At 60.6% G+C, this 25,692-nt stretch carries 20 protein-coding genes; 13 read left to right on the top strand and 7 right to left on the bottom strand.

The features are described from left to right. From Q1K49_RS11400 to Q1K49_RS11390, 3 genes are all read left to right on the top strand, one after another. Window positions 1-1,451 (top strand): hypothetical protein (locus tag Q1K49_RS11400; protein WP_300526084.1); only part of this gene is annotated, 1,451 nt, incomplete at its 5' end. Window positions 1,452-1,497: 46 nt separating this feature from the next. Further along, window positions 1,498-3,768 (top strand): penicillin-binding protein 1C, encoded by a 2,271-nt coding sequence (pbpC, locus tag Q1K49_RS11395; RefSeq protein ID WP_300526082.1) that lies wholly within the window; start codon window positions 1,498-1,500, stop codon window positions 3,766-3,768. Between the two features lie 392 nt (window positions 3,769-4,160). Next, the gene (locus Q1K49_RS11390; protein WP_300526081.1) at window positions 4,161-4,916 is read left to right on the top strand and encodes a 2-phosphosulfolactate phosphatase; all 756 of its coding nucleotides are present in this window, start codon (window positions 4,161-4,163) and stop codon (window positions 4,914-4,916) included. A 13-nt stretch (window positions 4,917-4,929) separates the two neighbouring features. Here the strand turns inward: Q1K49_RS11390 and Q1K49_RS11385 are convergent, their stop codons facing one another. Beyond that, entirely contained in the window at window positions 4,930-5,625 is a 696-nt protein-coding gene (locus tag Q1K49_RS11385) for a lipid-binding SYLF domain-containing protein (RefSeq protein ID WP_300526080.1), read from the bottom strand. A 127-nt stretch (window positions 5,626-5,752) separates the two neighbouring features. On the opposite strand from Q1K49_RS11385, the gene Q1K49_RS11380 reads away from it, so the two are divergent. Continuing rightward, on the top strand, window positions 5,753-7,096 hold the full coding sequence (locus Q1K49_RS11380) for a diguanylate cyclase (RefSeq protein ID WP_300526078.1): 1,344 nt from the start codon (window positions 5,753-5,755) through the stop codon (window positions 7,094-7,096). Here Q1K49_RS11380 and Q1K49_RS11375 read toward each other — a convergent pair. From Q1K49_RS11375 to Q1K49_RS11350, 6 genes are all read right to left on the bottom strand, one after another. Next, window positions 7,070-7,981 (bottom strand): hypothetical protein, encoded by a 912-nt coding sequence (locus tag Q1K49_RS11375; protein WP_300526077.1) that lies wholly within the window; start codon window positions 7,979-7,981, stop codon window positions 7,070-7,072. The genes Q1K49_RS11380 and Q1K49_RS11375 overlap by 27 nt on opposite strands. A 67-nt stretch (window positions 7,982-8,048) precedes the next feature. Further along, the gene (glgC, locus tag Q1K49_RS11370; protein WP_300526076.1) at window positions 8,049-9,353 is read right to left on the bottom strand and encodes a glucose-1-phosphate adenylyltransferase; all 1,305 of its coding nucleotides are present in this window, start codon (window positions 9,351-9,353) and stop codon (window positions 8,049-8,051) included. A gap of 229 nt (window positions 9,354-9,582) precedes the next feature. Beyond that, window positions 9,583-11,037, bottom strand: a complete 1,455-nt coding sequence (gene glgA, locus Q1K49_RS11365; RefSeq protein ID WP_300526074.1) for a glycogen synthase GlgA — start codon at window positions 11,035-11,037, stop codon at window positions 9,583-9,585. A gap of 2 nt (window positions 11,038-11,039) precedes the next feature. Beyond that, complete coding sequence (gene glgP / locus Q1K49_RS11360; RefSeq protein ID WP_300526072.1) at window positions 11,040-12,776, bottom strand: alpha-glucan family phosphorylase; 1,737 nt, start codon at window positions 12,774-12,776, stop codon at window positions 11,040-11,042. Window positions 12,777-12,831: 55 nt separating this feature from the next. After that, window positions 12,832-15,210 carry a DUF3536 domain-containing protein gene (locus tag Q1K49_RS11355; RefSeq protein ID WP_300526071.1) on the bottom strand — a complete coding sequence of 793 codons (2,379 nt, stop codon included), beginning with the start codon at window positions 15,208-15,210 and terminating at the stop codon, window positions 12,832-12,834. 15 nt (window positions 15,211-15,225) lie between these two features. After that, complete coding sequence (locus Q1K49_RS11350) at window positions 15,226-16,383, bottom strand: histidinol-phosphate transaminase (RefSeq protein ID WP_300526069.1); 1,158 nt, start codon at window positions 16,381-16,383, stop codon at window positions 15,226-15,228. Between the two features lie 513 nt (window positions 16,384-16,896). Here Q1K49_RS11350 and nuoE point away from each other — a divergent pair. The 9 genes from nuoE to Q1K49_RS11305 all read left to right on the top strand — a co-directional run bounded on the left by nuoE (window position 16,897) and on the right by Q1K49_RS11305 (window position 25,552). Further along, a complete protein-coding gene (gene nuoE, locus Q1K49_RS11345) occupies window positions 16,897-17,367 on the top strand; it encodes an NADH-quinone oxidoreductase subunit NuoE (protein ID WP_300526067.1) in 471 nt (156 codons plus the stop codon). A gap of 23 nt (window positions 17,368-17,390) precedes the next feature. Next, a complete protein-coding gene (locus tag Q1K49_RS11340; RefSeq protein WP_300526065.1) occupies window positions 17,391-17,972 on the top strand; it encodes an ATP-binding protein in 582 nt (193 codons plus the stop codon). After that, complete coding sequence (locus tag Q1K49_RS11335) at window positions 17,950-18,321, top strand: (2Fe-2S) ferredoxin domain-containing protein (RefSeq protein ID WP_029165459.1); 372 nt, start codon at window positions 17,950-17,952, stop codon at window positions 18,319-18,321. The genes Q1K49_RS11340 and Q1K49_RS11335 overlap by 23 nt, the downstream gene beginning before the upstream one ends. Window positions 18,322-18,368: 47 nt before the next feature. Then, the gene (gene nuoF / locus Q1K49_RS11330; protein ID WP_300526063.1) at window positions 18,369-20,162 is read left to right on the top strand and encodes an NADH-quinone oxidoreductase subunit NuoF; all 1,794 of its coding nucleotides are present in this window, start codon (window positions 18,369-18,371) and stop codon (window positions 20,160-20,162) included. 48 nt (window positions 20,163-20,210) lie between these two features. Next, window positions 20,211-22,268: a molybdopterin-dependent oxidoreductase gene (locus tag Q1K49_RS11325; RefSeq protein WP_300526062.1), complete on the top strand. Its 2,058-nt coding sequence runs from the start codon at window positions 20,211-20,213 to the stop codon at window positions 22,266-22,268. A gap of 12 nt (window positions 22,269-22,280) precedes the next feature. Then, the gene (locus Q1K49_RS11320; protein ID WP_300526061.1) at window positions 22,281-22,820 is read left to right on the top strand and encodes an NADP oxidoreductase; all 540 of its coding nucleotides are present in this window, start codon (window positions 22,281-22,283) and stop codon (window positions 22,818-22,820) included. 16 nt (window positions 22,821-22,836) lie between these two features. Further along, on the top strand, window positions 22,837-24,264 hold the full coding sequence (locus tag Q1K49_RS11315; RefSeq protein WP_300526059.1) for a Ni/Fe hydrogenase subunit alpha: 1,428 nt from the start codon (window positions 22,837-22,839) through the stop codon (window positions 24,262-24,264). 187 nt (window positions 24,265-24,451) lie between these two features. Further along, window positions 24,452-24,925: a hydrogenase maturation protease gene (locus Q1K49_RS11310; protein WP_300526057.1), complete on the top strand. Its 474-nt coding sequence runs from the start codon at window positions 24,452-24,454 to the stop codon at window positions 24,923-24,925. Window positions 24,926-25,336: 411 nt separating this feature from the next. Then, window positions 25,337-25,552 (top strand): NAD(P)H-dependent oxidoreductase subunit E, encoded by a 216-nt coding sequence (locus Q1K49_RS11305; protein WP_300526055.1) that lies wholly within the window; start codon window positions 25,337-25,339, stop codon window positions 25,550-25,552. Window positions 25,553-25,692: the final 140 nt, after the last annotated feature.

Raw genomic sequence — 25,692 nt, 5'->3', positions numbered from 1 at the left:
CCGGAACGGTTCGGAGCAGACTGGTTCTCTCCGGCGCTCCCGGAGTGGATCTCGCCGGTGTGCTGCGCTATCTCGATACCTATCCCTACGGCTGTCTCGAACAGACCGTCTCCAGCGCATGGCCCCTGTTGGCACTCCCCTCCATCGTCGCCGAAGTGGATCCTCTTCTGGCGAACGAAGCGGAACGGAGGCGCCTTCTCGACGAACGGGTGCGGCGAATCATGTCCCTGCAGCGGTGGGACGGCGGATTCAGTCTGTGGCCGGGGAGCGCCGAGGGAACGGACTGGTCCGGCGTGTACGCGGTGCATTTCCTCGTCGCCGCGAAAAAACAAGGAGTTCCTCTTTCCGAAGAATCCCTCGGCTTTGCGCTTTCCTTCGTGCGGCGGCTTCTTCCGGCATTGCCGGGAGGAACGGACGAGGATGTGCTGAACGCCTATACCGCCAAGGCCTACGGTGCATATGTGCTTGCCCTGGCGGGGGAACCCCCCTTGGCGTGGATGGAACATCTCCGGGAACGGACGGAGCAGCTCCGTGCTGCGGGCCGCCTTTTCCTGGCCGGCGCCTATGCACTCTCCGGCCAGAAGGAGACCGCCCGGAACCTGCTCGGTCAGACCGCTGTCTCCGTGGAGACACCCCCAAGCGGCACGGAAACGCTTGATTCGGGAGTCCGGGACAGCGCGCTCGCGCTGTTGATGTGGCTCCAGATCGACACCACCGCGCCGGAGATTCCTCTTCTTGCGGAAAAACTACTCGCGGCCCGCACGGGGGGAACCTGGTACGGAACCCAGGAAAACGCCTTCGCGGTCCTCGCTCTGGGGGCCTATCTCGATGGTACCGGGAGGGCGAGGCACCCCTTCACGGCCCGAATTCAGAACGAGGAGGGGCGGCTTCTCGGCGAAGTGCGACAGGGAGAGCGCCTGGTGCTCTCCGAGGAGGACGGGCTCGACCTTCCGCTGCGTCTTTCCTGCAGCGGCGAGGGAACCGTGTATTACGCCTGGGTCGTGGACGGAGTTCCCCTGGAGATGCCGAAGCCCGTTTCCCAAGGGATTTCGATCAAGCGAACGTTCCTCGACAGGAGCGGAACTCCCCTTGCGAAGGATGCGGAAATACGGCAGGGGGATCTGCTGCAGGTACAGCTGGAAATACTGCCCGAACGAACCGTGACCGATCTGGTGGTGGCGGACCTCCTTCCGGGATGCTTCGAGATCGAGAATCCCCGCCTTACCGCGGGTGCCGAGGGAGAACAGGACGCCAGGGTCAGGGAGGAAGTTCGGGACGACCGCCTTCTCCTCTTCGTGAACCGGCTTGCGGAGAAAAAAGCCTTTCGTTACGTCTATCAGGTTCGTGCCGTGAGCAGAGGGGGCTTTGTCCTTCCTCCCGCCGCCGTGGAGGCCATGTACGATCCGGCGGTACGGGCCATTGGCCCCGCAGGGATGGTCCATGTGGAGTGAACGCAGGCGGTCGATTCTGGTCTGACCGGAAGAGAAGGCGGATACCATGAGCGAAGAGAGAGCCTCCCGAACACGGTGGAGGTCCGTTGGCATTTTCCTTGCCGCCCTGCTGCTGACGCTTGCAGGAGGAATCGTCTTCCTGTGGAAGGCGGTTCCTCCTGCCGATCCGGAGGCGCTGCGTGAATGTCCCGCGTCGCCTGTGGTCTTCGACAGGGAAGGACGTATGCTTCGGGCCTACCTTGCCCCGGACGGTGCCTGGAGTTTTCCCGTCTCTCTGGATGCCATGGGGACGTGGTTGCCCAAGGTGGCTGTCCAAGTGGAGGACCGGCGTTTCTTTTCCCATCCCGGGGTGGACCTGGTCGCGATTTTCCGGGCTCTCGCGGGGAATATCCACGAGGGGCGGGTCATCTCCGGTGCGTCCACCATCACGAGCCAACTGGTGCGGCTCACCGTGCCGAGGCCGAGGACCATGCGCGCCAAGGCGGAGGAGTTTTTTCAGGCGCTTCGTCTCGAACGGCGCTTTTCCAAGAAAGAGATTCTCGAACTGTACCTGAATAAGGCCCCCTTCGGAGGGAACATCCGGGGTGTGGAGGCCGCGTCCCTGCTTTATTTCGGCAAGAGTTCCCGTCATCTCTCCGTGGGAGAGGCGGCTCTCCTGGTGGGACTCCTGAAGAGCCCCAGCGCGCTCCGTCCGGACAAAAACCCGCAGGGAGCGCGGAAAAGAAGAGATCTCCTTCTCACGCTCCTTGCCGAACGGGGAGTGCTCACCTCCACGGAACTTTCCGTCGCCCTGGCGGAACCCGTGACGGGGCGGCTCTATCCCTTCCTTCCCGTGGCCGCCCACGCGGCGGACCGGATACGGGCGCTCGCCGCACCGGACACGACGGTATTTCGGTCGACTCTTGATCTGGGTCTCCAGCGTCACATGGAACGTCTCCTGCACGAGGCCCTGGGTGCGTTTCCTCCGTCGGTGAGTGCCGCCGGAATTCTTGTGGAGAACTCCTCCCGTGCCGTTCGGGCTTATGTGGGAAACGCCAGGTGGGGCGAAGAGCGCGGAGCCGGATGGGTGGACTGCGGTGAGGCGTTGCGTTCCCCAGGATCCACGCTCAAGCCGTTTCTCTACGCTCTGGCGTTTCAGGAGGGACTGCTCGGGCCGGGATCCCTTCTCGCAGACACGCCCCTCGGTTTCCGGGGTGAATCTCCCCGCAATTTCGATCGCCTCTATCGAGGACCCGTGAGCGCCCGCACCGCTCTGGCGGAATCGCTCAACGCACCGGCGGTCCGAGTGCTCCGTACGGTCGGGACCGCGTCGTTCCTGTCGTTTCTCCGGCGTTTCGGATTCGCAAACCTCCACCGCGATGCCTCCGCCTATGGGGATGCCCTTGTCCTGGGGGGCTGCGAGGTGACGCTCCTCGAACTCGCCCGGGCTTATGCAGCCCTTGCCGGAGGTGGACGCCTGTTACCCTTGCGGTGGGTGGAAGTTCAGGAAGAGACGGCGGCGAGTTCTTCCCGGAGCGATACGGTGGTGGATCCCAGAGCGGCTTTTCTCGTTGCGGAATGTCTCCGGGACCCGGGAGGTCGGCTCTCTTCTCTGGCGGAACAGCAGTATGGAGAGGACGGGCGGTGGGTCGCGTTCAAGACGGGTACCTCCTACGGATTTCGGGATGCCTGGACGGCGGCCTATTCACCTCGCTATACCGTCGTGATCTGGCTTGGAGACACGGGAGGCACGCCCAGAGACGGCCTTGTAGGGCTCCGGGCGGCGACGCCCGTGGCATTGCAAATGCTCCGCCGGGTTCCGGGACTCCCCGGGCCGAAATGGTTCGAGCCTCCTTCCGGCGTGGAGCTTCGTGAGGTGTGTGCGCTCTCCGGGCTTGCTCCGGGGAGCGCTTGCGAGCGAACCTACCGGGAATGGCATATCGATGGCGTCTCCCCGGGCGGGCGCTGTCCCCTCCATGTGCTTCGAAACGGCGTGCCCGTGACGCAATGGCCGCTGGAACTTCGGGGATACGAAACGGGTGGACGCCCACGGGGAGACGCGGAGAGACGGACATTCCGGCTCTCCATCACGTCGCCGGGGGGCGGGAAGCGCTATGTGCTCGTTTCCGGTGCGGGAGAACAGAAAATTCCGCTTCTTGCCGAAGGCGGCGACACCGTTCTCTACTGGTTCGTGAACGGAGAATTTTTCGCACGACAGGAGCCTGGGGGGCAGCTTTTCTGGTCTCTCGCGCCGGGGAAACATCGCATTTCCGTCGCCGACGCGGAGAATATTCCCGACTCCGTGGAGGTGGAGGTCGTCGCCTCGTCCTCTCCGTGACAAGAAAGAGATGTGGAATGTTCCGGTCTCTTTCACGGGATGCGTGCCGCGGTGAAAGAGATGACCAGCCCCCGAATTGACTGCCACGAGGGAAGTTGATATCGGCGACTCCCGAAAGCAGCTCTACGCACGACAGTCTTTCCTGGGTGAGCCTGTCGGCGGCAGATGGCGTCCCTCCGGGCGTTGATGCGCGAAGTGCTCCCTTCCGCAGAAGAACACCACTCCGATGCGTGAGCCGGGGATTTTCTGGAAATTTACGGTGCCGGGTACGGTGGGAGGGCTCTGAAAGAAGACGCGTTTCGTGAGAAGGTTGTTTGCAGACCGGTACGGAGGGTTGCGTCGGGCATGGTCGTTGTGAAGAGTGCCGCTCTCTGTGGAGAAAGGAAGAGACCATGGAACGCATCGATGTCGTGCTCTCTCCGGGAGAACCGCTTCCTCCTGCGGATGTGTGGCTCGTGGTGGATATTCTTCGGGCCACTACGTCCATCGTGGCCTTTTTCGACGGTGGAGGAGCATCGCTCACGCCACTCCGAACCGTGGAGGAGGCCTTGGAACTCCGGAAGACCTGGGGGCATCAATGGCTTTTGGCGGGAGAACGGGGGGGCGTGCCTCCCGATGGATTCCACAGAGGAAATTCACCCCGGGAAATGCTCTCGGGTTCGACGGGGATGCGTCTGCTCTTCACCACGACGAACGGAACGGAGGCGTTGCTTCGGTGTGCAGCGACAGGGCATCCCGTGTACGCCGCCTGTGCCCGGAACGCCCGAGCTGCTGCGAAAGAGGCGCTGCGCAGGGGAAAGCGTATCGGTATCTTCTGTGCGGGACGTCATGGCCGGAGTGCATTGGATGACGCCCTGTGCGCGGGGCTTCTTGTACGGCGCCTTCTGGAAGAAGGAATGCATCCGGAAGAGCGTGCTCTCTCATGCGGTGACGGAGTCCGGATGGCCCTGGCCCTGTGGCGGAACCTGGGGGAAGATCGGTTCCACGATGCCGTGGCGGAGGCAGACCACGCGGAAATTCTGCGACGTCTCGGCCTGGAAGAGGACATTCGCTTCTGCTGTGACATAGACAGAACAGACATCGTCCCCCTCCTGGGGGTGTGGAAGGACCGTCCGGTCTTTTCGCATCCCCGGGAGAGGGCGGATTAGGTAGGGCGTGACGCTATTTCTTTTTGAGGATGTTTGCAATCTCCCTCGTGAGGGGGGCCATGCGCTGATCCGTGGCGCGGCGGGCGAGGATCTGCTGCGGGGACATCTCTTTTTTCCAGTAGGCCTTGTTTGCGTCCTGGTCCGTGTCGACCACGGCACCCTCCAGGGAGAGGCCTGCGAAAAGCCCTTTGCTCATGGAATAGCTGTAGATGGATGCCTTCAGCCTGGAATCCGTCGCTGCCTGGGCGCTGCGTCCGACGGGTCCCGCCGCCACGGCGAGATCCCCTCCCAGGGTGACATTGTCCCCCATGAAACCTTGCATGCCCCGGTCGTTGGTGATGACGAGCACCAGTGCGGTGGACTGGATGCCGATCTGGATTCCCCAGGAAGCTCCGGCGATGGTGAGGAAACTCGGGCCGTACCAGTTGCCGCTCTGGGGATCCCTCTTGAGGAGCAGGCCTTCTCCGTAACGCCCGCCGAGGACGAAGCCCGCCTTCACGACGGAGGGGAAGATGGCGATGCCCTTGGCGTCGCGGATAAGATCCGCCATGGTGGAGGCATCGTTCTGTTTCGCCATTTCCCGGAGGATCTTTGCGCTGTCGGCGATTCTGGCTTCGGGAGTCGCCGCCCGGGCGATTCCCTGCGTGAAGGCCAGGAAGGTGAAGCAGAGAAGGAACAGTGCCGTTTGGAGTGTCTTCGGTCGTTTCATGTTCGCAACACGTCCTTTCTTCGAGGCTGGAAACCTCGGAATGTAGTATAACATTGACGAGGCGAGCCTGCCGAAGATGTTACGAAACGCTCTGGCGCAGCCCAATGAGGGGAAAGGAGACCGGGAAATGAATCGATCCGATGAAGAATTGCTGGATCTTCTGCTACCGGGAGGACACGAGATGTTCGATCTCGTTCCCGTTCCCATGCTTCTCGGCAACTGTCGGGAGGAAGCGTTCCTCGTGCGGTGTGTCAACCGGGCCTTCGGGGAACAGGTGGGAGTTCCACGGGAGCTTCCCGGAACCCTCTCGGCGGTATTCGGTTTGGAGAACAGACCTTTTTCTCCGGAGACGTTCCGAGAGTGTCTTGTTCGAAACGGATGGAGCCGTCGCTTTTGGGAGGCGATTCCGGGGGAGCGTATTTTTGATGCGGCCGTTTTCCGTCATCCCGAGGGGGGTGTTCTGGCGATTCTTCCGGACTACTCGGATCGTGTCGTCGTTCGACGCATGGAAAAACTGGAGGCGGCGACGGCTTCCGCCCTCCGGAATTACACCGTTCGGGAAGTTTTTTCGCCGCTCCTTTCCGCAGTGACGGAGATGCTCGGAGTGGATTGGGCGGGAATTTTCCAGTGGATTCCTCAGGAGGAGCGATGGACATTGCTTTTTTCGGAGGAGAATGCCCTTCTTCCGGGAGGGATGGACTGGGCTCTCGCCTTTGTGGAGGCGCTTTTCGAGGACGGGGAGTGCAGCGGTGCCTTTCTTGGTGATCTTGCCGTCGAGGAAGGCGGGCAGTGGTGGCTTCCCTGGGTCTCCTCCGCCGAAGGGGCCAGAAAAGAGCTTTTGCAGCGACAGGGCGTGGGGTCTCTTTTCGCGGGAACGCTTCTGGTGGGAAGCGCTCCTATGGTCCTTCTGGGGCTCTCCGAAAGAGAAGGCGTGTTCGCCAGGCTGAGCGGAAATCCTCTTCGAGCGCTTCTGCCGGTTTTCGCCTCCACGGCGGAACGCTACCGAGTGATCACCGGCATGTCTCTCGTCAATGATCGAGACAGGACAACGGGGTTGCTCTCGCGAGGAGGAGTGCAGCGCTTTCTGCAGCAGGAGCTGGACAAGGCGAGACGATACGAGTTCCCGGTCTCTTTCGTGCGTGTTGCATTGGGTAACGTCGAGGCGATCCGGGAGGCCGGAGGCGAATCCTCATTTTTCGATGCGCTTCGGATGATCGCCGGAATCGTCGGCCAATGCATCCGCACAGTGGATGTGGCTGCGCGATCCGATGAGGCGACACTGTTACTCGTCCTCCCGCACACTCCTGCGGAGGGATGTGCTGTCGTCGTGAACCGGCTCAAGGAACGCCTGGAGGGGATTTCACCGCTTCCAGGCGTTCCGCTGCAAGTGACATTCGCACGCGCTACCTTTGCCGGAGCTACCCTTCCTTCTCCGGAGCGTGTGCTATTCGGAGAGTTCTTCCATGCGTGAGAGTATGTCCAGCGCGGTCTGATCCAGCGTCTCCCAGTCCGCGTCGTCACCGCCGCAGGCCGCCTCGATCTGGCTCCGTCCCATCTCGAGTACGGGAAAGACAGGGGTTTGGGCCAGTTCGGTTCGGATTTCCTCCAAAACGTCTTCGGGGAGTCTATCCGTAAGATAGCCGAAAAAGGTCGTCGCCGTGGACAGCGCCATGATGCGCTCCTCCGTCTGGACCCATACGGGATGGAGCAGGGTGGCGGCGGAGAACTCGAGCAGCGTGTCCTCGTCGTCTTCGTCGGAGTCGGGAGCGTCCCAATAATCGAGGAGGTAGAAGGGCAGGTTCGGGGCGACCCGGAAAGCTTCAAGGAGGGCCTGATGACTTTCCCTTCCGGAGCCTGCGAGTTCCAGCGTCGCAATGGCCTGTGCGTGCGCGGAGAAAGGAGTTTTCTCGCTGTCCGCCAGAACCTCCTCAAGAACGGTCGAATACTGGCCCGTCTGCAGCAAGCCGATGTAGCGAACGGCCCGCGCCCAATAAGCACCGTCGTTCTCCTCCGTGCCTCTCTCCAGAAGAGCCTCCGCCGTTTCGAGCGCCTTCCCGCCGTTCTCGTCGAAAATGTAAGCAAAGCCGAGCCGCTGAAGACCCTCAGTCAGAAAGAGAGAAAGTTCCTCGTCGTCGGGGTTTTTCTCCACGAGGCGCCGAAGTTCCGCGACGGCTCTTTCCGTGAACCCGACCGACTCCTCGACATCCTCGGTCAGATCGGCGAGCATGAACAGTGCCTCGGGGTTCTCCGGAGAAACGGCAAGGATCTGCGAGGCCAGATTCTCCACCTTCTGAGGATTTTCCTCGTCGTACATGGCTTCCAGCAGTTCTTCCAGAGAAGCCTTTTTCTTTGCCATGAGCCTGACCTCCACTTGTCTTCAGAATTTTCCCCGTTTTTCGGGAAGAGGCCCCCTCCGAAAAAAATCAGAAAGAGCCGATTCGGGGCGGCACGGATTCTCCCATGCCTTGGATCGGTATGTCAACGGCGTGGCGGAGCTTGATGCTGGGCATTCCCACCACCACGATTCCCGATTTCTCGTCCAGGTGGTAGCGTTCCGCATCGGTCTGTCGATCATAGCCGATCACGGTGTTCGGGGGAAGGGTGTTGTGTGCGTCCACGATGGTTCGCCGCAGTTTACATCCCTCTCCGATGACCACGTTCTGGCCGATGATGCATTCTTCCAGCACGGCTCCGGGATGGATGATACAGTTCCTGGAGAGGACCGAAAAATGAACGGTGGCCCCGAGGACACGGCTTCCCTCCGCCCGGAGGGCCCCCACGACGGAACAATGCTGCCCTTTCACGGGGTAGGTGAAGCCCGGCGGATCCGCGTAGGAAACGGTACGAATCGGCCAGTGAGGATTGAAGAGCGTGAGCTGGGAGGGGTGTTGTAGCAGGTCCATATGGGCCTGCCAATAGGCGTCGATGGTTCCCACGTCCTTCCAATAGGGGCGGTCGTTTCCGGGAATGATGTTGGTCGGAAAATCGTAGGCCATCATGCGACACAGGCCGAAAATTCTGGGAAGAATGTCCTTGCCGAAGTCGTGGGTGCTTTGGGAGTCCCGGGCATCCTCGATGAGCGCCTCTTCCAAGGCCTCGCGCTCGAAGATGTAATTGCCCATGGAGACGTAGCTGAAACCGGGGCGCCCAGGGATCTGAGGAGGATTCTTCGGTTTTTCCACAAAATTGATGATCTTGTTCGTGTCGTCCACGTCGATGCAGCCGAACTGCCAGGCCTCGGAGGTGGGAACAACGTTTGCCGCCACGGTCACGTCCGCTCGGTTGTCCACGTGGAACTGCAGCATCTGTTCCACGTCCATCTTGTAGATGTGGTCCGCGGCGAAGATGCACACATGGTCCGCGTCGTACATGGTTGCGAGATGCAGATTCTGGAAGACCGCATCGGCAGTGCCCTCGTACCAGTGCTCGCCTGTCCACATTTGGGCCGGAACGCTGGTGATGAAGAAATCCCGCCCTCGCATGGCTCCGCCGAACTGCCATCCCCGCTCGATATGCTCGTTGAGAGATTGGCTCCGAAACTGGACGAGGACGTAGATGGAGTAAAGTCCGCTGTTCACAAGGTTCGAAAGCGCGAAGTCGATGATGCGGTATTTCGCCGCGAAAGGAACCGCCGGCTTTGCGCGGTACTTGGTGAGGGGCATGAGACGTTCTCCTTTGCCTCCGGCGAGAACGATGCCCAGAACGCGACCGTATTTCCCGTAAATCATGGATGCTCACCCTCCTCTTGTGAGACGTTGCAGGCGATACGTGACCTCGCCTTTGCTCCGCTGGGACAGAAAACTCTCTCCACGCAACCACCACCATGCGGGACGGCCCCTGCGGGGTGTCTCGCATGGTGGCGGGAACGTGGTTGAACATTCGAAAAGGCGACGTTCCCGACGATTTTTTCTTTTCGGAAATGCGGTCGCGGCAGTTCCGCGAGGAATGTATCGACCGTCAGTTCCCCAGAAGTCTCAGGTACAGGGCCTTGTATGTCTCTGCGGAGTGCTTCCAGGAAAAATCCTGTTCCATGCCGTGACGGACGATGATTTTCCACTGTTCTCTATCATGCCAGTGCGACAGTGCCCGTTCGACCACGCGACGGAGTTCGTGCGGGGTGTAGTCGCTGAAGAGGAAACCGTTTCCGTCGGGGGAGCCGTCCACGTCGATGATGGTGTCCGCGAGTCCCCCGACGGCACGGACAAGAGGAACCGTTCCGTAACGGAGGGCGATGAGTTGGGAGAGGCCGCAGGGTTCGAAAAGGGACGGCATGAGGAGCATGTCGCCGCCCGCATAGAGAAGATGCGCCAGCGTTTCGTCGTACCCCGCATGAACATGGAGGAGGTCCTGATACCGGCGGGATTCTTCCTGCAGGGCACGCTCGTAGATGGGGTGCCCGCTTCCGAGGATGAGCACCCTCGTTCCGAGCGAGAGGAGGTCTTCCATGGCGGCGAGGAGGATGTCCACCCCCTTTTGTTCCACCAGGCGTCCGACGAAGACGAGCAGGGGACGGTCGTTTTCCTCCCAGCCGCATGCCTGAAGGAGTGCCTTGCGGCAGAGGGTTTTTCCGCTGAGATCTCCGACACGGTATGGAGCGGGAAGCAGCGGGTCCGTCTCGGGGCTCCAGACGGTGTAGTCGAGGCCGTTGAGAATCCCCTGGATTTTTCCCCGACAGCTTGCGAGAACACCGTCGAGTCCCATGCCCCCCTGGAGGGTCTGGATTTCCCAGGAATAGCGGGGGCTGACGGTGGTGATGGCGTCCGCGGCAAGGATGCCTCCCTTGAGCGCGTTGAGGCCGCCGTAGAACTCGATGCCCTCGATGGTGAAACTTTCCTTGACGAAGCCCCAGATGTTCAGTGCGTTCGGCGTTGTAATCCACTGGTGGGCCAGATTGTGAATGGTGAGGACCGTATCGTAGTCGTCCCGTCTGTTTCGGTAATGGCGGTGCCACTTGAGAGCGGCGGGCACCAGCGCGCCGGGCCAGTCGTGCACGTGGAGAATGTCCGGAGTCCATTCCAGTGCTCCGGGGACTTCCAGCGCGGCGAGAGAGAGGAACGCGAAGGGCAGCGTGGCCAGCGGTGTCGTCTCCCGGGGATAGACTTCCGAGTCTGAGAAGAGTTCCGGTTGTTCGAGCAGGTACACCGGTGTGTTGTTCACCGATGTCTCCCACAGAGGAGCGCTGTACACACGCCAGTCAAGGGCGACATGCACACTTTTCCCGGTGGGCGTGCAGGAAAGATTCTGGGCCTCCAGACGCTCGAACATGCCGGGATAGGCGGGGAGCACGATGCGGGCGTCCACGCCGACCTCCCGGAGTGCCGCAGGAAGGGAGCCCACCACGTCCCCCAATCCGCCGAGCTTGACGAGAGGCGCCATTTCGGAGGCTACGTGGAGAACCCGAGGGCACTTCATGATCAAAGCCCCCGGAAGACGATGCCGTAGGCTTTTTCGCAGTAGTCCTTCACCATTCGATGTGTGTTGAAGTAGCTGGCGTTGAGGGCAATGGAAGATTTCATCATGGAGACCCATCGTTCCCGGTGCTGATAGTAGGTAGGAAGGACCTTCTCCCGCAGCTTCGCGTAAAGATCCACCGCGTCCTCCATCTCGTCGTAGTCGATGAGGTCCGCCTCGGCGGGTTCGGGACCGATGGACCAGCCCGTGACGTCCTCAACCCATCCCTCGATCCACCAGCCGTCGAGAACGGAAAGGTTCATCACGCCGTTGTGGGTGCACTTCATGCCGCTCGTTCCCGATGCCTCCCGGGGGCGCTTGGGATTGTTCAGCCACAGGTCCACGCCCTCGGTGAGGAGTCCCGCGACGGACATATCGTAGTTTTCCAGGTAGACGATGGGCAGAGCGGCTCCGATCTCCTTCGATGCCCGGATGATCTGCTGGATGACCGCCTTGCCGCCTTCGTCCTGGGGATGTGCTTTCCCTGCGAAGATGAACTGCACCTGTCCCGCACAGGCGTCCAGGAGTTTCTTCATGTCGGAGAAGAGCAGGTCGGCCCGCTTATAGGTCGCGGCCCGGCGGGCAAAGCCGATGGTGAGCACGTCCGGGTCGAGTTCCCGCCCCGTGTCCTCCAGGATCTTGGCGAGGAGTTTCATCTTCGCCGCCTGATGAGCCTTCCAGATGTCCTCGTCGGAGAGCTTGAGCGCCTGGGTGAGCCTGGAGGGGTCGTTGCTCCAGCCAGGTATCTCACGGTCGAAGAGGCGGCGCATTCCCGTGGATGTCCAGGTGAGGGAATGGACACCGTTGGTGATGGCGTCCACCTTGGAGGTGTTGAACATGCGACGGCTCACTTCGGCGTGCTTGACCGACACCCCGTTGGTGAAACGGCTGTAGCGGAGTCCCAGCTCCGTCATGGAGACGCCGTTCTCGCCGAGCATGCGCCGGAGCCGCCCGCTGAAAATGGGGTCCATGACGCGGTCCACGAGTTCGTAGGGGAAGTGGTCGTGTCCTGCGGGAACGGGTGTGTGGGTGGTGAAGACCACCTGATCGCGCACCTTCTGGAAGTTTTCGTAACCCATTTCCCGGAGCAGTTCCAGGGTGAGGAATCCCGCATGTCCTTCATTGAGGTGAAAAGTTTTGATGTTGTCGTAGCCGAGATCGCGGAGAATACGCAAGCCCCCCACGCCGAGAATGATCTCCTGGATCAGGCGGTAGCGCTGGTCGCCTCCGTAGAGGTGCCACGTGAAGGCCCTGTCGTCGGGGCTGTTCGCGTCGAAATCCGTGTCGAGGAAATAGATGGGGACGGGGTATCCTCCCTGGCCGATGAAGTCGTGCACCCAGGCGCGGATGTGCAGGGAACGCCCCTCGATCATGACGGAGACTTCGTTGGGAAGGAGCTGGAGGAATTGTTCCGGCTGCCATTCCACCGGGGACTCCTGCTGCCATCCTTCGCTGTTGAACGTCTGGTTGAAATAGCCCTTTTTGTACAGAAGCGTGATCCCTACCAGGGGAACACCGAGATCCGCGGCGCTCTTGAGCGTGTCTCCCGCGAGGACGCCGAGTCCTCCCGAGTAGGTCGGAATCTGATGATGGATGCCGATTTCCATGGAAAAGTAGGCCACGGTACGGAAGGCAGGATCATTCTCCAACATCCTGCGTAAACTTTGCCCGACGTTTTTCCCGTGCACCATGACGGACATGTTCGTTCCCCCTTCACTGATGAACTCGTCTCTGTACAGTTATACCACGCTCGGATCATCCGGGCATCGTTCGCGATGATTCCGGAACGGCGAATCCGAGAAATGCCGCGAGGTTGAGGAGTGTACCTGATGTTCGTTCCTTTTCCGATTCGAGCAGGCGCCACATTTCGTTCTGAATGCGCCAGAGATCGAGGGTGATGCGGAGTTCCCGGATGCGCTCCAGAGAGGCGAGAACGCGCCGCAGGACGGCTTCCTCCTCGACGCTTCGTTGTGCCCGAAGTGCGTCGTGCAGCTCCCGGGCGAGGTGTGGTGCCAGCACCGACAGCTCCGGTTCGAGCCCCATGGAATGTGCCTCCTCAAGAAGCGCCTCCAGTGGGGAATTCTCGGAGAGGAGATCGAGAACGGTCGGGCTTGCCTCCACGAGTTCCTGGAGACGGGAACGGAAGGACAGTTCCGCCGCGGCCCGGAGAAACGGAGGTGCGCTGACGCCGATGCTGTGGAGCTGTACCAGCAGGCGTTTCGATTCGTCGGTGATCTCCGTGGTTTGTTCGGACCAGCGTTCCTCCGCCTCAATGGAGCGCTCCCGGGCAACCATTTCCCGGTCATCCTGGGGGAGAATGCCCAGCTTCCAGGGACCGAGGGGGAAGTTGTCCTCCATGTGGCGGGAGAGTTCCAGGAGATCCCCCTCGTAAAAAAGCTTTTTGAAGGGGCGAAGGGGGGGCAGCTCATTCTCCCGGAGGCGGCATACGTCGCCCAATCCCCCCGAGGAAAGGACGCAGGCGCTCCCTTGCCACCGGCGGGTGGTGCGGCGATCCTCCACGGAGAGGTCGGAAAGCCGCAGGAACAGATCGCCTCCGCTGATGACGTGCGATGTTTGGTCTACCGTGAAGGCGTAGTAGGACGAAGAAGCGCCGAGCAGTGCCGCCTGAGTCGCCACGTCCTGAAGAGAGCGCCGGGCTGGGAGTACGAGCCGGTCGAGGACGACGTCGCCTCGGGGCAGTTCGGGACGGTTGCCCTCGGCTTTCCGGAGGTCGTTTCGGAAGGTCTCTTCCAGATCGGGGCCGCCCGCTTCCCGGAGAAGTTCCAGCGCCCGGTACGCGTAGGCCAGAATCTGCGCGGTTTCGATGCCGGCAAGGTCGTTGAAGAACCAGCCGCAGGAGGTGTACATGAACATCCCCATGCGCTGTGCCTCCAGAAGGAGAAGGATTTTTTCGGCATCCTCCTCCCGAAGGGATCTTCCGAAACGTGCCGCAAGAAACGTCTCGGGATCCTCTTCACCCTGATCCAGGTGAAGAGAGATCGCCTCGTTTCGTAACGTCCAGGGTTCCTGCGTGAACGGTGCCAGGTGCGCCTCGAAAGCATCGTCCAGTTTTTCCCGGAGGCGATCCAGAGCGTGTCGCAGCGGTCCTCGCCATCGTTGATGCCAGCCATGCTCTCCGCCGGTATGGCATCCGCAGTCGCTCCGCCAGCGCTCCACACCGTGGGCGCAGGACCAGGAGGTGTTCTCGGCGATGGCGGCCTCCCACGTTGCGGGGTGTCGGGCAAGAAAGGCGTCGATGTTGCCCAAATTCACGTCTCTTGAGGAGGAAAGAACCTGAAAGGCTCTTGCTAGGGCCATCTCGCCGAAACGATGGTGGTGCCCGTAACTCTCACCGTCCGTGGCGATCACCACAAGGCGGGGTTCTCCATCGTCGGGGACACTTCGCAAAAGGGCTTCGGCGAGGCGGTCCCCATTGTCCAGGAGTCCCCCGAAAGCGATGTCCCGGGCTATGTCCGCCGAGTAGAACACCACCACAATGCTCTTCCCCGAGGGGAGGACGACGCGATAGGGGCGACTGGTATCGAGCCCTGTCCCACCGGGAGTTTTTCGACTCTCTCCCGAGGGAGAACGCACGGAGGCGCATTGCCAGGGGGCGAGGATGGTGAAGGCGATGCCCGCCGCCGCCAATTCCTCCAGGGTCGCCGTGTCCACCGCCGTTTCCGGAAGCCACATTCCCACGGGATTTCTCCCGAAGCGGCTCCGGAAATCCACCGCTCCCCAGTGGACCTGTGTGCGTTTGTCCCGGGCGGAGGCGAGGGGAAGAATCATATGATTGTAGCCCTGGGCGATGGCGTTGCCGGCACCGAATTCCCGGGCTGCCTCCTCGTCGGACGTGCGGATTCGCGTGGCCAGGACGTGGTCGTGACGCGCCATCCAGCGGTGCAGCGTTGGGCCGACGTTGAAGCTCAGATAACGGTAATTGTTCACGATGCTGACGATGCGCCCGTTTTCGTCGGTAAGCCGCGCCGCCCGATTCGGGCGGTAGCATTCCGCGTTGATGCGGGCGTTCCAGTCATGATAGGGGGTAGCCGAGGAGTCGGAGAGTACCTCGTCGAGCCAGGGGTCCTCTCGGGGTGGTTGATAAAAATGAGCGTGGATACAGACGCAACGCATGGAGACCTCCCTCCCTCAGAGCGGACTGATGGGTGTTTCGTCAAGGAGCGACGGGACACCCCCGGATTTGAGGGCGTCGAGGCGTTCCAGAAAGCGTTCGAGAAATTCCGGAGAGGGAATACGAAGGCGGACATATCGCTCGTCCAGGTGCATGTATCCTTCCCCTGATTCGCCCGCAATGCCCTGTTCTCCCAAAAGAGTCGCCAAATTTCCCCGGCTTCCGGAAAGGAGCAGGATGGGCGTTCGGGGATCCGTCGCGGCCATCCGGAGGAAGGAGTGCTTTCGGAAAAACTCCATGAGGCGTTTCTTCGTCACGAGGACGTAAGTTTTCGTTCGTTCGAGGAAAAACGGATCGGAAAGCGCCTCCCGGGCAAGAAGCGCCCCGAGGGTATTCACCGGGAAGGGAGGGTGCACTTTCCGGAAAAGTTCCAGGAGTTCCGGATGGCGTGTCACACCGTATCCGACCCGCATTCCCGCGAGCCCCCATGCCTTGGAGAAGGAGCGGACCACGATCACATTGGGGAGAGTGAGTCGAGTCGCCCATTCATCGCGGGGGAGATAGTCCCCGTAGGCCTCGTCCACGAGAAGCCAGCTCCCTCCCTTTGCGCAGGCGTGGCTCAAATGCTCGAGTTCCGCCAGAGTGAGCGTTTGACCCGTCGGATTGTGGGGGCGATCTACGTAGAGGACGTGGGGACGTCCTCGTGCGGCACGGAGCCACGCGTCGAGATGCGCCTCGAAAAGTGGCGGATGCAGGACCAGCGGGTGGTACCGGACATTGTTGAGCATCGCCTGGAGAGGAACGTCGGTGAACTGGGGAGAAACCCCGCCGAGTAAGGAACCCGGAGGGAGAAGAATTCGCAGAAGCGTGAGGAGAACGCCGAAGGAGCCGTGACCGAGGACGATGTGTTCTCTCGTGACACCGGAGTCGCCAAGGTACTCCGCGATGGCTTCCCGGAGAGAAACGAGGTCCGGAGGAGGATAGCATCCAGGATCCCAGTTCTGAGGAGAGGCGAGAAAAGCTCGTACGGAATCGGGGACGCCGAGAGGATTCGTTCCCAGGGCACAATCCACGACCCCCCCCGGTACTTCAGCCCGAAGGTGGCTCGCTTTCCGGGTCACATAACTTTCTCGGGTGTCCCGGAGGATGTCCCGGGGAAGGCGTCCCTGCCACATGGAATCCACCTCGTTTCCGCGGCATGTATGATGCCGGGCGGTCTTCGCCTGGATTATACCAGTTGCAGGAAGAGAATACCCCAACGCAGGATCCGGGATCTTCCGGATGGGTTCACGAGATAAAAACAAACGAAATAAAAACAGTGTATATGGTCAATTATGGTCAACAGCTTCTCCGGGCTTCCTATGGTATACTCTGAAATGTTATGTTGCTTGGGGTTTAGGGTATCTCTTTCTGATTTTTTCTGGTCTTTGCCCCTTCGTCGAATGTTGCACGACTCCCTTTGTTCTGTTTTCTGGAAACCGAGAAGGACTCGGGGAGATGTGTTTTTGTCTGTGTGTAAAGTGAATTTTTCGCATGTTTTGAGCGGGGGAAAGCTATGAGCCTGGGCGCAGTGCCGGGAGTGCCTTCCGGAGAGTGTCGCCATAGGGAGCCCCGATCGGGGGGACGGTGTCCCGGATTCCGAATGTGCAAATGTCCGGACTGTCGGTGACGATGGAGGAGGAATGCATATGCCTGTGGAGACGAAGGATATCGCGTCCAAAACCAGGGAACTCGTTCTGCCCTGGAAGGACCGAAAGGGAGGGGTTATCCCCGTGTTGCAGACAGTGCAGCGGGAGTTCGGATATGTGCCCTCCGAGGCACTTCAGGCCATCTCGGAGGAACTCAAAATTCCCACGGCAGAGCTGTACGGAGTGGTCACTTTCTATGCCCAGTTTCACCTCAAGCCGAGAGGGCGACATGTCATTCGGGTCTGTCGGGGTACGGCCTGTCATGTGCGGGGGAGCCTTCAGCTCATGCAGAAACTCAAGGAAATGCTCTCCGTCGAGGAAAACGGAACGACGGAGGATCTTCGTTTCACGCTGGAGCCCGTTGCGTGTCTCGGTGCCTGCGGCCTCGCACCGGTCTTCATGGTGGACGACGACACCCACGGAAGGCTTACGGCGGACAAGCTCGGCGACGTGATCGCCCGGTACGAATAAGGAGCGGCGAAGGTTCGCACGCCATGCTTGACGATCTCTCCCAGCACATTCTCGACATTGCCGAGAACAGCGTTGCCGCAGGTGCCTCCCGTGTCGATGTACTCCTTGTCGAGGAGGACGATCTGGGATTTCGTGTGCTTGAGATTCGGGACGACGGAAGGGGGATGGATGCGGAGATGGTGCGCCGCGTGACGGATCCTTTCGTCACGTCGCGAACGACACGACGGGTGGGACTGGGTATTCCCTTTCTCAAACAGGCGGCGGAACTTGCGGGAGGCAGTTTTTCCATCGAGTCCGTTCCCGGCTCTGGTACCTGTCTGCGCGCCGTTTTTCGGGCAGGATGGATTGATTGTCCACCCTTGGGAGATCTTCCTGCCACGGTAGTGACTTTATTTGCGGGATATCCCGGTATCCGGTGGGTGTTCCGTTTTTCCTGCGGGGAGCGTTCCTTTGAAGTGGATCAAAAGGAAATTCTCGAGATTGTCGAAGATCCCGAACTGATGCGTACGCCTCCGGTGGCGTCGTGGTTACGGGATTTCATTCAAGAGGGACTTGAAGAGATGAGAACGGGAGGTGAGGTTTGTGCCCAAAGTAACGAGTCTTGAGGATCTTCGAAGGATCAAGGAACAGGCGAGCGATCTCACATCCGCCCGATCTAAGGGCAAGGTCCGCGTCATCGTCGGCATGGGGACGTGCGGCATTGCCGCGGGCGCACGGGAGGTCATGCAGGCGGTCCTCGCCGAACTGGACAAACGGGGATTGAAGGACGTCTCCGTGGAGACCACGGGGTGCATCGGCATGTGCCAGCAGGAGCCGCTTCTCGACATCATCCGCCCCGGTGAACCGCGCATCACCTACGGCAATCTCTCCGCCGCCGACGTGCCGCGCATCGTTGCCGAACATCTCGTGAACGGCAACGTCGTCGAGGAAAAAGTCATCGGCAGAGCGGACTGAACCCGTTTCTTCCACACCCGATCGGGTAGAGCAGGGGGGCTGACACCATGGCAGTGTATCGTGCGCACGTTCTCATCTGTGGCGGGACGGGTTGCGTTTCGAGCGGCGCCCGCGAGGTGATGAGCGCGTTTAAAGAGGAATTGGCGAAGAGGAAGCTGGACCGGGAGGTCATGGTGGTCCAGACGGGGTGTCACGGTATGTGCGAGATGGGACCCATCGTGGTGGTCTATCCCGAGGGGACGTTCTACTGCCGTGTCGAGATCGGAGATGTGGCGGAGATCGTGGAGGAACATCTCTACAAGGGACGCATCGTGGAGCGACTTCTCTACTCCCTCTCCGGAAGCATCGAGAAGGTTCCCCACTACAAGGACATTCCCTTCTACAGCAAGCAGGAGCGCATCGCTCTCCACAACTGCGGCTACATCAACCCCGACAACATCGAGGAGTATATCGCCAGGGACGGCTATCAGGCTCTCGCCAAGGCCGTGAAGGAAATGTCTCCCGAGGACGTGCTCCAGGAAGTGAAGACCTCGGGCCTTCGCGGGCGAGGCGGCGGCGGGTTTCCCACGGGACTCAAGTGGGAGTTCTGCCGCAAGGCGGCGGGGACGAAAAAGTACACCATCTGCAACGCCGACGAGGGAGACCCCGGCGCCTTCATGGACCGTTCCATCCTTGAGGGAGATCCCCATGCGGTCATCGAGGGGATGATGCTCGGCGCCTATGCCATGGGAGCCGACGAGGGGTACATCTATTGCCGGGCCGAATACCCCCTTGCCATCAAGCGCCTCAATCGCGCCATCGGCCAGGCCGAGGAATACGGCCTGCTGGGGGAGCGCATTCTGGACACGTCCTTCTCCTTCCATCTTCATGTGAAGGAAGGCGCGGGGGCCTTCGTCTGCGGCGAGGAGACGGCGCTCATGGCCTCCATCGAAGGGGAGCGGGGCATGCCCCGTCCCCGTCCCCCCTTCCCGGCGAACCGGGGACTCTGGGGAAAGCCCTCGAACATCAACAACGTGGAGACCTGGGCCAATGTTCCGGCCATCATCCGCAACGGCGGCGCCTGGTACGCCGCCATCGGCACGGAGAAGTCCAAGGGGACCAAGGTTTTCGCCCTTACCGGAAAAGTGAAACACACCGGCCTGGTCGAGGTGCCCATGGGCATCAGCATTCGTGAGATCGTCTTCGAGCTCGGCGGCGGCATCATCAACGACAAGAAGTTCAAGGCCGTCCAGATCGGAGGTCCCTCCGGCGGCTGTCTCACCGAGGAACACCTCGACCTTCCCGTGGATTACGAGTCGCTCACGGCGGCGGGGGCCATCATGGGGTCGGGCGGGCTTGTCGTCATGGACGAGGAAACCTGCATGGTGGATGTGGCCAAGTTCTTCCTGGAATTCACCCAGCGGGAATCCTGCGGCAAGTGCGTTCCCTGCAGAGAGGGCACGAAACAGATGCTCCTCCTCCTTGAAAAGATCACTGCCGGCGAGGGCACCATGGAGGATTTGACGACCCTGGAGGAACTCGCCCACATGGTGAAGGACATGTCCCTCTGCGGACTCGGTCAGACCGCGCCGAATCCGGTGCTCACCACACTGCGCTACTTCCGGCACGAGTACGAGGCGCACATTCGGGACAGGAAATGCCCTGCCTTGGCCTGTACTAAACTCATCACCTACGCCATCGACAGGGAAAAATGTCGCAAATGCGGGTTGTGCGCGAAAAAGTGCCCTGTGGATTGCATTGCCGGAGATCGACAGACACCCTACGTGATCGATCAGAACCGCTGCATCAAGTGCGGTTCCTGCTTCGAGGTCTGTCCCTTCTCCGCGGTGACGAAGAGCTGACGGACCGTTGCCGAAGACGGAACGGCACTCGTGACGGAGGGAGACGCAATGAAGGAGATCATCCTTACCATAGACGGAAAACAGTGTAGCGGCGTGGCGGGCGAGACCATCCTGGAGGTGGCTCAGAAGAACGAGGTGACCATTCCCACCATGTGCTATCTCAAGGGCCTCACCCCCATCGGTGCGTGCCGTATGTGCGTGGTGGAGGTGGAGAAAAACCCCAAACTCCTCACGTCCTGCACCACACCCGCCCAAGATGGCATGGTGGTGCACACCACAACGGAGAAGCTGTTCAACTACCGAAAGCAGGTGTTGGAACTTCTCTTCGCCGGTCGGAATCATTTCTGCATGTACTGCTCCCAGAGTGGCGACTGCGAGCTGCAGCGCCATGCCATTGAGCACGGCATGGATTCGGTGCGCTACCCCTATCTCTACGCGGATTTCTCCAACGACGCGACGCACCCGGAGATTCAGTTGGACCACAACCGTTGTATTCTTTGTCTTCGCTGCATCCGTGTCTGCGCGGAGAAGGTAGGCGCCCACACCCTGGATCTTCAGAAGCGGGGCTGGAACGCCACGGTGGTGGCCGATCTGGGAAAGAAGCTCGGTGAGAGCGATACCTGTGTGAGCTGCGGTGCCTGTGCCCAGGTCTGCCCTACGGGGACCATCACGCTCCGCGAGTTCGCCTATCGTGGCAAACGGAGCCAGTGCGATGACGCGGTGGAAAGCGTCTGCCCGCTCTGCTCTGTGGGGTGCCGGTTCAAGGCCTATGTCCGGACCGGCAGCATCACCCGCGTGGAAGGGCTCGGCACGGAAGAGCCCGACGGAGGGCAGCTCTGCCACAAGGGACGCTGGTGGCTCCCCCAGTCCACGGAACGGGATCGCGTGACGGTCCCCATGATCCGGGACGGTGCGGGCTATCGCGAGGCCTCCTGGGACGAAGCGCTGAGTTTCGTGGCGGCGAAATTCAAGCCTGCCTATGAACGGGGCAAGGCGGGAGCGTTGCTGTCCAGCCTGTGTACGGACGAGGAGCTGTCCCTCTTCTCCGGCCTCTTCCGGAGTGGGCTCAAGATGGAGAAAGTGGATACCTTCGACGGCGACGTGCTCCGTGGGTTCATCAAGGGGCTTGATCCCTTCCGCGTTCAGGGTGTCCGCCCCTTCACGGCGGCGCATCACATTCTGGACAGCGATTGCATTGTCACGGTGTGCGCCGATCCCCAGGAGGAAGCTCCCGTCGTGGCCAGTTACGTCCGCGTGGCGGTCCTTCGGGATGGCGCGAAACTGCTGAACATCTCCTGTGGTGAGGATCCGTTCAAAGGGATCACGGACGTGCATGTAACCATGCCTGGGAAGGCCATCAGACCCGAGTTTCTCAACGCCCTGGCGCAAACCATCGCTTCACTGCACCTTTCTGAGAGCGATACAGGAACAGCCCGAGAGGCCCTTGAGCCCTACCGGGAATCCCTGGCGCAGTGTGCGACCATCGCAGGAACGGATCCGAAAGTCGTGGAGGAGATCGCCGCCTGCCTCATACAGGCGAAAAAGCCTGTTTTCGTTCTCGGCGGTTGCGCAGCGAAGAATCCCGATACGGTTACGGCGGCGGTAAACGTAGCCATCGCGAGCAGAGCTTTCTTCGACGACGGCCTCGGTGTGGTTCCTCTCGTGACAAGCGGCAACAGCCTTGGCGCGGCGAACACGGTGTGCGCCTCCGAGAGCTGGCTCGGCAAGGAGGACCTGGAGTTTCTCTATGTCTTCTCCACGGGACTCATCCCCGAGGACGAGACGACGCTTGCGTCGATCTTCCGGACGCGCTTCGTGGTGGTGCAGACGCCCTATGTCGTCCATCCCCTGGTGAACATGGCGGATGTGCTCCTGCCCGCTCCCGCGTGGTACGAGCGAAGCGGTCACTACTGCACCATCGAAGGCGAGCGGCGCCGGCTCAACGTGATCGTTCCGCCCAAGGGGGAGGTCCGAGGGCTGTCCACCGTTCTCGACGATCTCGCCAAGGATCTGGGCATCTCCATCGAACGCCCCGCCGTCCCGCCCTGCGAAGCGGTGTTCGCATCCCGGGTGGCGCCGTCGGCGGCACAGATGGTTCTGAAGTAGGAGGTGGCGGCAATGGCGAAGGCAAAAGTCGCAACGGTATGGCTTGAGGCGTGCGCGGGGTGTCACATGTCCTTCCTCGACATCGACGAGCGCCTCGCCGATCTGATCGAGAAAGTGGATATCCTCTACTCGCCCGTGGTGGACGGCAAGGAAATTCCCCAGGTGGACGTGGGCGTCATCGATGGTGCTCTGGGCAACGAGGAAGAAGTCCATCTCGCCAAGGAAATGCGGGAACGTTGCAAGATCCTCGTCGGATGGGGTGATTGCGCCGTCTTCGGGGGTATCAACTGCATGCGGAATTTCCTCCCCCCCGAGAAGGTCCTGGAAGAAGCCTACACGGACACGAAAAGCACCGTGAACCCGGGAAAGATCATCCCCGGGGAAGATCTTCCGGCGCTGTTGCCCAAGGCTATCCCCATCGACCATGTGGTGAAATGCGACGTCTACATTCCGGGATGCCCTCCCGACGCGGACACCATCCTCTGGGTCTTCCAGGAGATCCTCGAAGGGCGAGTGCCCAAGGTTCCCGCGAACATGATGCGGTACGACTAGGAGGAGGGCGAAGAGCATGACCACGGCGCGCAAGATCGAAATCAATCCGGTGACCCGCATCGAGGGACACGGCAAGATCACTGTCCACCTCGACGAAGCGGGGCAGGTCCGGGACGCACGCTTCCACGTCACCCAGTTCCGGGGCTTCGAGGTTTTTTCCAAGGGGCGTGATTTCCGGGAAATGCCGGTCATTACCCCCCGCATCTGCGGCATCTGCCCCGTAAGTCACCACCTGGCGGCGGCCAAGGCCTGCGATGCCATTCTCGGCGTGGAGATCACGCCGAGCGCCCACAAGCTTCGGGAACTCATGCACATGGGACAGTTCGTCCAGTCCCACGCGCTTTCCTTTTTCCACCTGTCCAGTCCGGATCTGCTCTTCGGGTTCGATGCGGATCCGGCCATCCGCAACGTTGTCGGCCTGGCCAGGCAGTTTCCCGAGCTGGCAGTCAAGGGGATTTCGCTGCGCAAGTTCGGTCAGGAGATCATCAAGACCCTTGGCGGCAAGAAAGTGCACCCCTGGCACAGCATCCCCGGAGGAGTGAACAGAAGTCTCCGGCAGGACGAGCGCGACGAGATCGTCAGAGATCTTCCCGCAATGAAGGCCATCGTCCGGGAAGCCCTGGACCTGATCAAGAACTATCTCGCCGAAAAGGGTGAGGAGGCGAAACGGTTCGCCACCCTCGAAACGGCCTTTCTGGGCCTGGTGAACGGAGGCTTTCTCGAACTCTACGACGGGGACATCCGTTTCCGCGGTCCCAGAGGGCGCATCATCGACGAGTTCCCCGACTGGGAGTACCTCGACCACATCGGTGAACACGTGGAGGCCTGGAGTTATCTCAAATTCCCCTTCTACCGCGGGTTGGGGTATCCCAACGGCAGCTACCGCGTCGGTCCCCTGGGGCGTGTCAACGCCTGCGACGACATCGCCACTCCCGAGGCATCGGCGGAGCTGGCGGCTTTCCGGAAGCTCACCGAGGACGGCGTGGTGCACTACACCATGTATTACCACTATGCCCGGCTCATCGAAACCCTCTACGGGCTGGAGCGGATCGAGGAACTTCTCGACGACGAAGACATTATGGGAAGCGATCTCCGTGTGCATTCCCGGGAACTCTATCCCGAGGGAATCGGTGTCATCGAGGCGCCCCGGGGGACGCTCATCCACCATTACGAGGTGGACGAGCGGGGGGCCATCACGAGGGTAAACCTCATCGTCGCCACGGGGCACAACAATTTCGCCATGAACAAGGGCGTGGAACTTGTGGCCAGGGACTACATCAGGGATGGCAAGGTCACGGAAGGAATCATGAACCGCATGGAGCACGTGATTCGCTGCTATGATCCGTGCCTTTCCTGCTCCACCCATGCGGTGGGGAAGATGCCCCTGCGACTCCAGGTGTTCGATGCCAAGGGTGTTCTGCTCTCGGACCAGGAACGATCCTGATCCCAGGGATCGGAGAAGAACACCGCGTTCCGTCCGTGATCTGTTCGGAGGCGAAGGGGCCGTTCGGCCCCTTCGCCTCTTTCGGGTGGTATGGTAGGCGTTCGCGGGGCGTGTGTGCTGGGGACGGGCGTGCCTGTTCCTTTCCGGAGAATGTCCGTAGCGTGGTGGCGAAGCGAGGTGTTTTGCGGTGCGCGTGCATGTCATAGGTTACGGAAATCCCTTTCGTCAGGACGATGGAGTAGGGCATGTCCTGGCGCCACAGGTCGCGACCTGGCTGGAGGGGCGGGGAGAAACGGTGATGCTTCACCTGGATCATCAGCTTCTTCCCGAGGTTGCGGCGGATCTGGCCGGTGCGGAGATGGTACTCTTCGTCGATGCTTCCGTGGCATTCTCCGAGGCGGGATACATATTCGTTCCTGTCGTTCCGGACGGCGGCTCGGAATCGCTGAATATCCATTCCTTCGGCCCGGGATGGATTCTGCGTCTTGCGGAGGAACTCGGGCATCCTCTCCGCGAAGCATGGATGCTTTCCGTAAGCGGCGTCTCCTTCGATTTCGACGATGCACTCACACCGGAGTGCGCGGAGAGGGTCGTCGCAGCGTTTGCGGCATTCCGGAAATGGTGGGAGGAGCGACGAGCCGTCGAGCCGCCGTGGAAGTGAACGACGGGACAGATGAGACCTGACGCAAAGACCCATCCTTCTATCGAAAAGAGACGTGTTACAAGAAAATAATTTTCCCCGGAAGGACAAGGCTGGGGCGACTTCATCGACGAGGTCGCCCCCGCTTTGTCTTCCCGGGGAAACCGGAGACGGAGTGTAATGTCCTTCGGAGGGAGTAGACTTAATGGGATCTTTATTTCGGCATGAAGTCTTTTGTATTTTATTTCGAGAAAATACATCCCTTTGTGCATCGAATACATTGCGCAACGTTCTGCGTGACAAGGACACGGGGGCATGATAGAATTCTTGAGGCATTTTGTGAAAACAGTGTCTTTTTGTGTGGGATGTTTATTTGTGTGAACGCAATAACAATACGGGAGGGGGTGTGGGCAGCGAAAGCTGTCCGAGAGTATGGAAACACAGGCTGCGGTGGTTGGAGGAACGGGGGCTGTCGATGAGGGGGTTCGACAGATCGTCGCCTCGTTCAGGGGAAGAAGGGGGTTTCTGATTCCCTTGCTTCAGGCCATCCAGCATCATTGCGGGTATCTTCCCGCGGATGTGCTGGAATACATCTCGCAGGAATTGCTGGTTCCCCTGGCGGAGATCTATGGTGTGTGCACGTTTTAAGTTGTGTGCGTCAAGTTGTGCAAAAAGGTTTTCATGGTGTTTGGCGGCCGTTTGCAGCGATTAGCCACACTTTTCCAGGAGTGCCTTTTTGTGTTCGATCAACAGGTCCATGTTGAGGTAGCGACTGGACTCCAGCCATG

The organism is Aminiphilus sp. (genome assembly GCF_029975095.1).
In the GTDB taxonomy this organism is placed as follows: domain Bacteria; phylum Synergistota; class Synergistia; order Synergistales; family Aminiphilaceae; genus Aminiphilus.
The sequence above is the reverse complement of the archived record's forward strand: the minus strand, read 5'-3'. Positions and strand labels throughout refer to the sequence as shown.

Coding starts and splice junctions, on each gene's coding strand:
- pbpC (WP_300526082.1), top strand. CDS start 1,498: ATGAGCGAAGAGAGAGCCTCCCGAACACGGTGGAGGTCCGTTGGCATT.
- Q1K49_RS11390 (WP_300526081.1), top strand. CDS start 4,161: ATGGAACGCATCGATGTCGTGCTCTCTCCGGGAGAACCGCTTCCTCCT.
- Q1K49_RS11385 (WP_300526080.1), bottom strand. CDS start 5,625: ATGAAACGACCGAAGACACTCCAAACGGCACTGTTCCTTCTCTGCTTC.
- Q1K49_RS11380 (WP_300526078.1), top strand. CDS start 5,753: ATGAATCGATCCGATGAAGAATTGCTGGATCTTCTGCTACCGGGAGGA.
- Q1K49_RS11375 (WP_300526077.1), bottom strand. CDS start 7,981: ATGGCAAAGAAAAAGGCTTCTCTGGAAGAACTGCTGGAAGCCATGTAC.
- glgC (WP_300526076.1), bottom strand. CDS start 9,353: ATGATTTACGGGAAATACGGTCGCGTTCTGGGCATCGTTCTCGCCGGA.
- glgA (WP_300526074.1), bottom strand. CDS start 11,037: ATGAAGTGCCCTCGGGTTCTCCACGTAGCCTCCGAAATGGCGCCTCTC.
- glgP (WP_300526072.1), bottom strand. CDS start 12,776: ATGTCCGTCATGGTGCACGGGAAAAACGTCGGGCAAAGTTTACGCAGG.
- Q1K49_RS11355 (WP_300526071.1), bottom strand. CDS start 15,210: ATGCGTTGCGTCTGTATCCACGCTCATTTTTATCAACCACCCCGAGAG.
- Q1K49_RS11350 (WP_300526069.1), bottom strand. CDS start 16,383: ATGTGGCAGGGACGCCTTCCCCGGGACATCCTCCGGGACACCCGAGAA.
- nuoE (WP_300526067.1), top strand. CDS start 16,897: ATGCCTGTGGAGACGAAGGATATCGCGTCCAAAACCAGGGAACTCGTT.
- Q1K49_RS11340 (WP_300526065.1), top strand. CDS start 17,391: ATGCTTGACGATCTCTCCCAGCACATTCTCGACATTGCCGAGAACAGC.
- nuoF (WP_300526063.1), top strand. CDS start 18,369: ATGGCAGTGTATCGTGCGCACGTTCTCATCTGTGGCGGGACGGGTTGC.
- Q1K49_RS11325 (WP_300526062.1), top strand. CDS start 20,211: ATGAAGGAGATCATCCTTACCATAGACGGAAAACAGTGTAGCGGCGTG.
- Q1K49_RS11320 (WP_300526061.1), top strand. CDS start 22,281: ATGGCGAAGGCAAAAGTCGCAACGGTATGGCTTGAGGCGTGCGCGGGG.
- Q1K49_RS11315 (WP_300526059.1), top strand. CDS start 22,837: ATGACCACGGCGCGCAAGATCGAAATCAATCCGGTGACCCGCATCGAG.
- Q1K49_RS11305 (WP_300526055.1), top strand. CDS start 25,337: ATGGAAACACAGGCTGCGGTGGTTGGAGGAACGGGGGCTGTCGATGAG.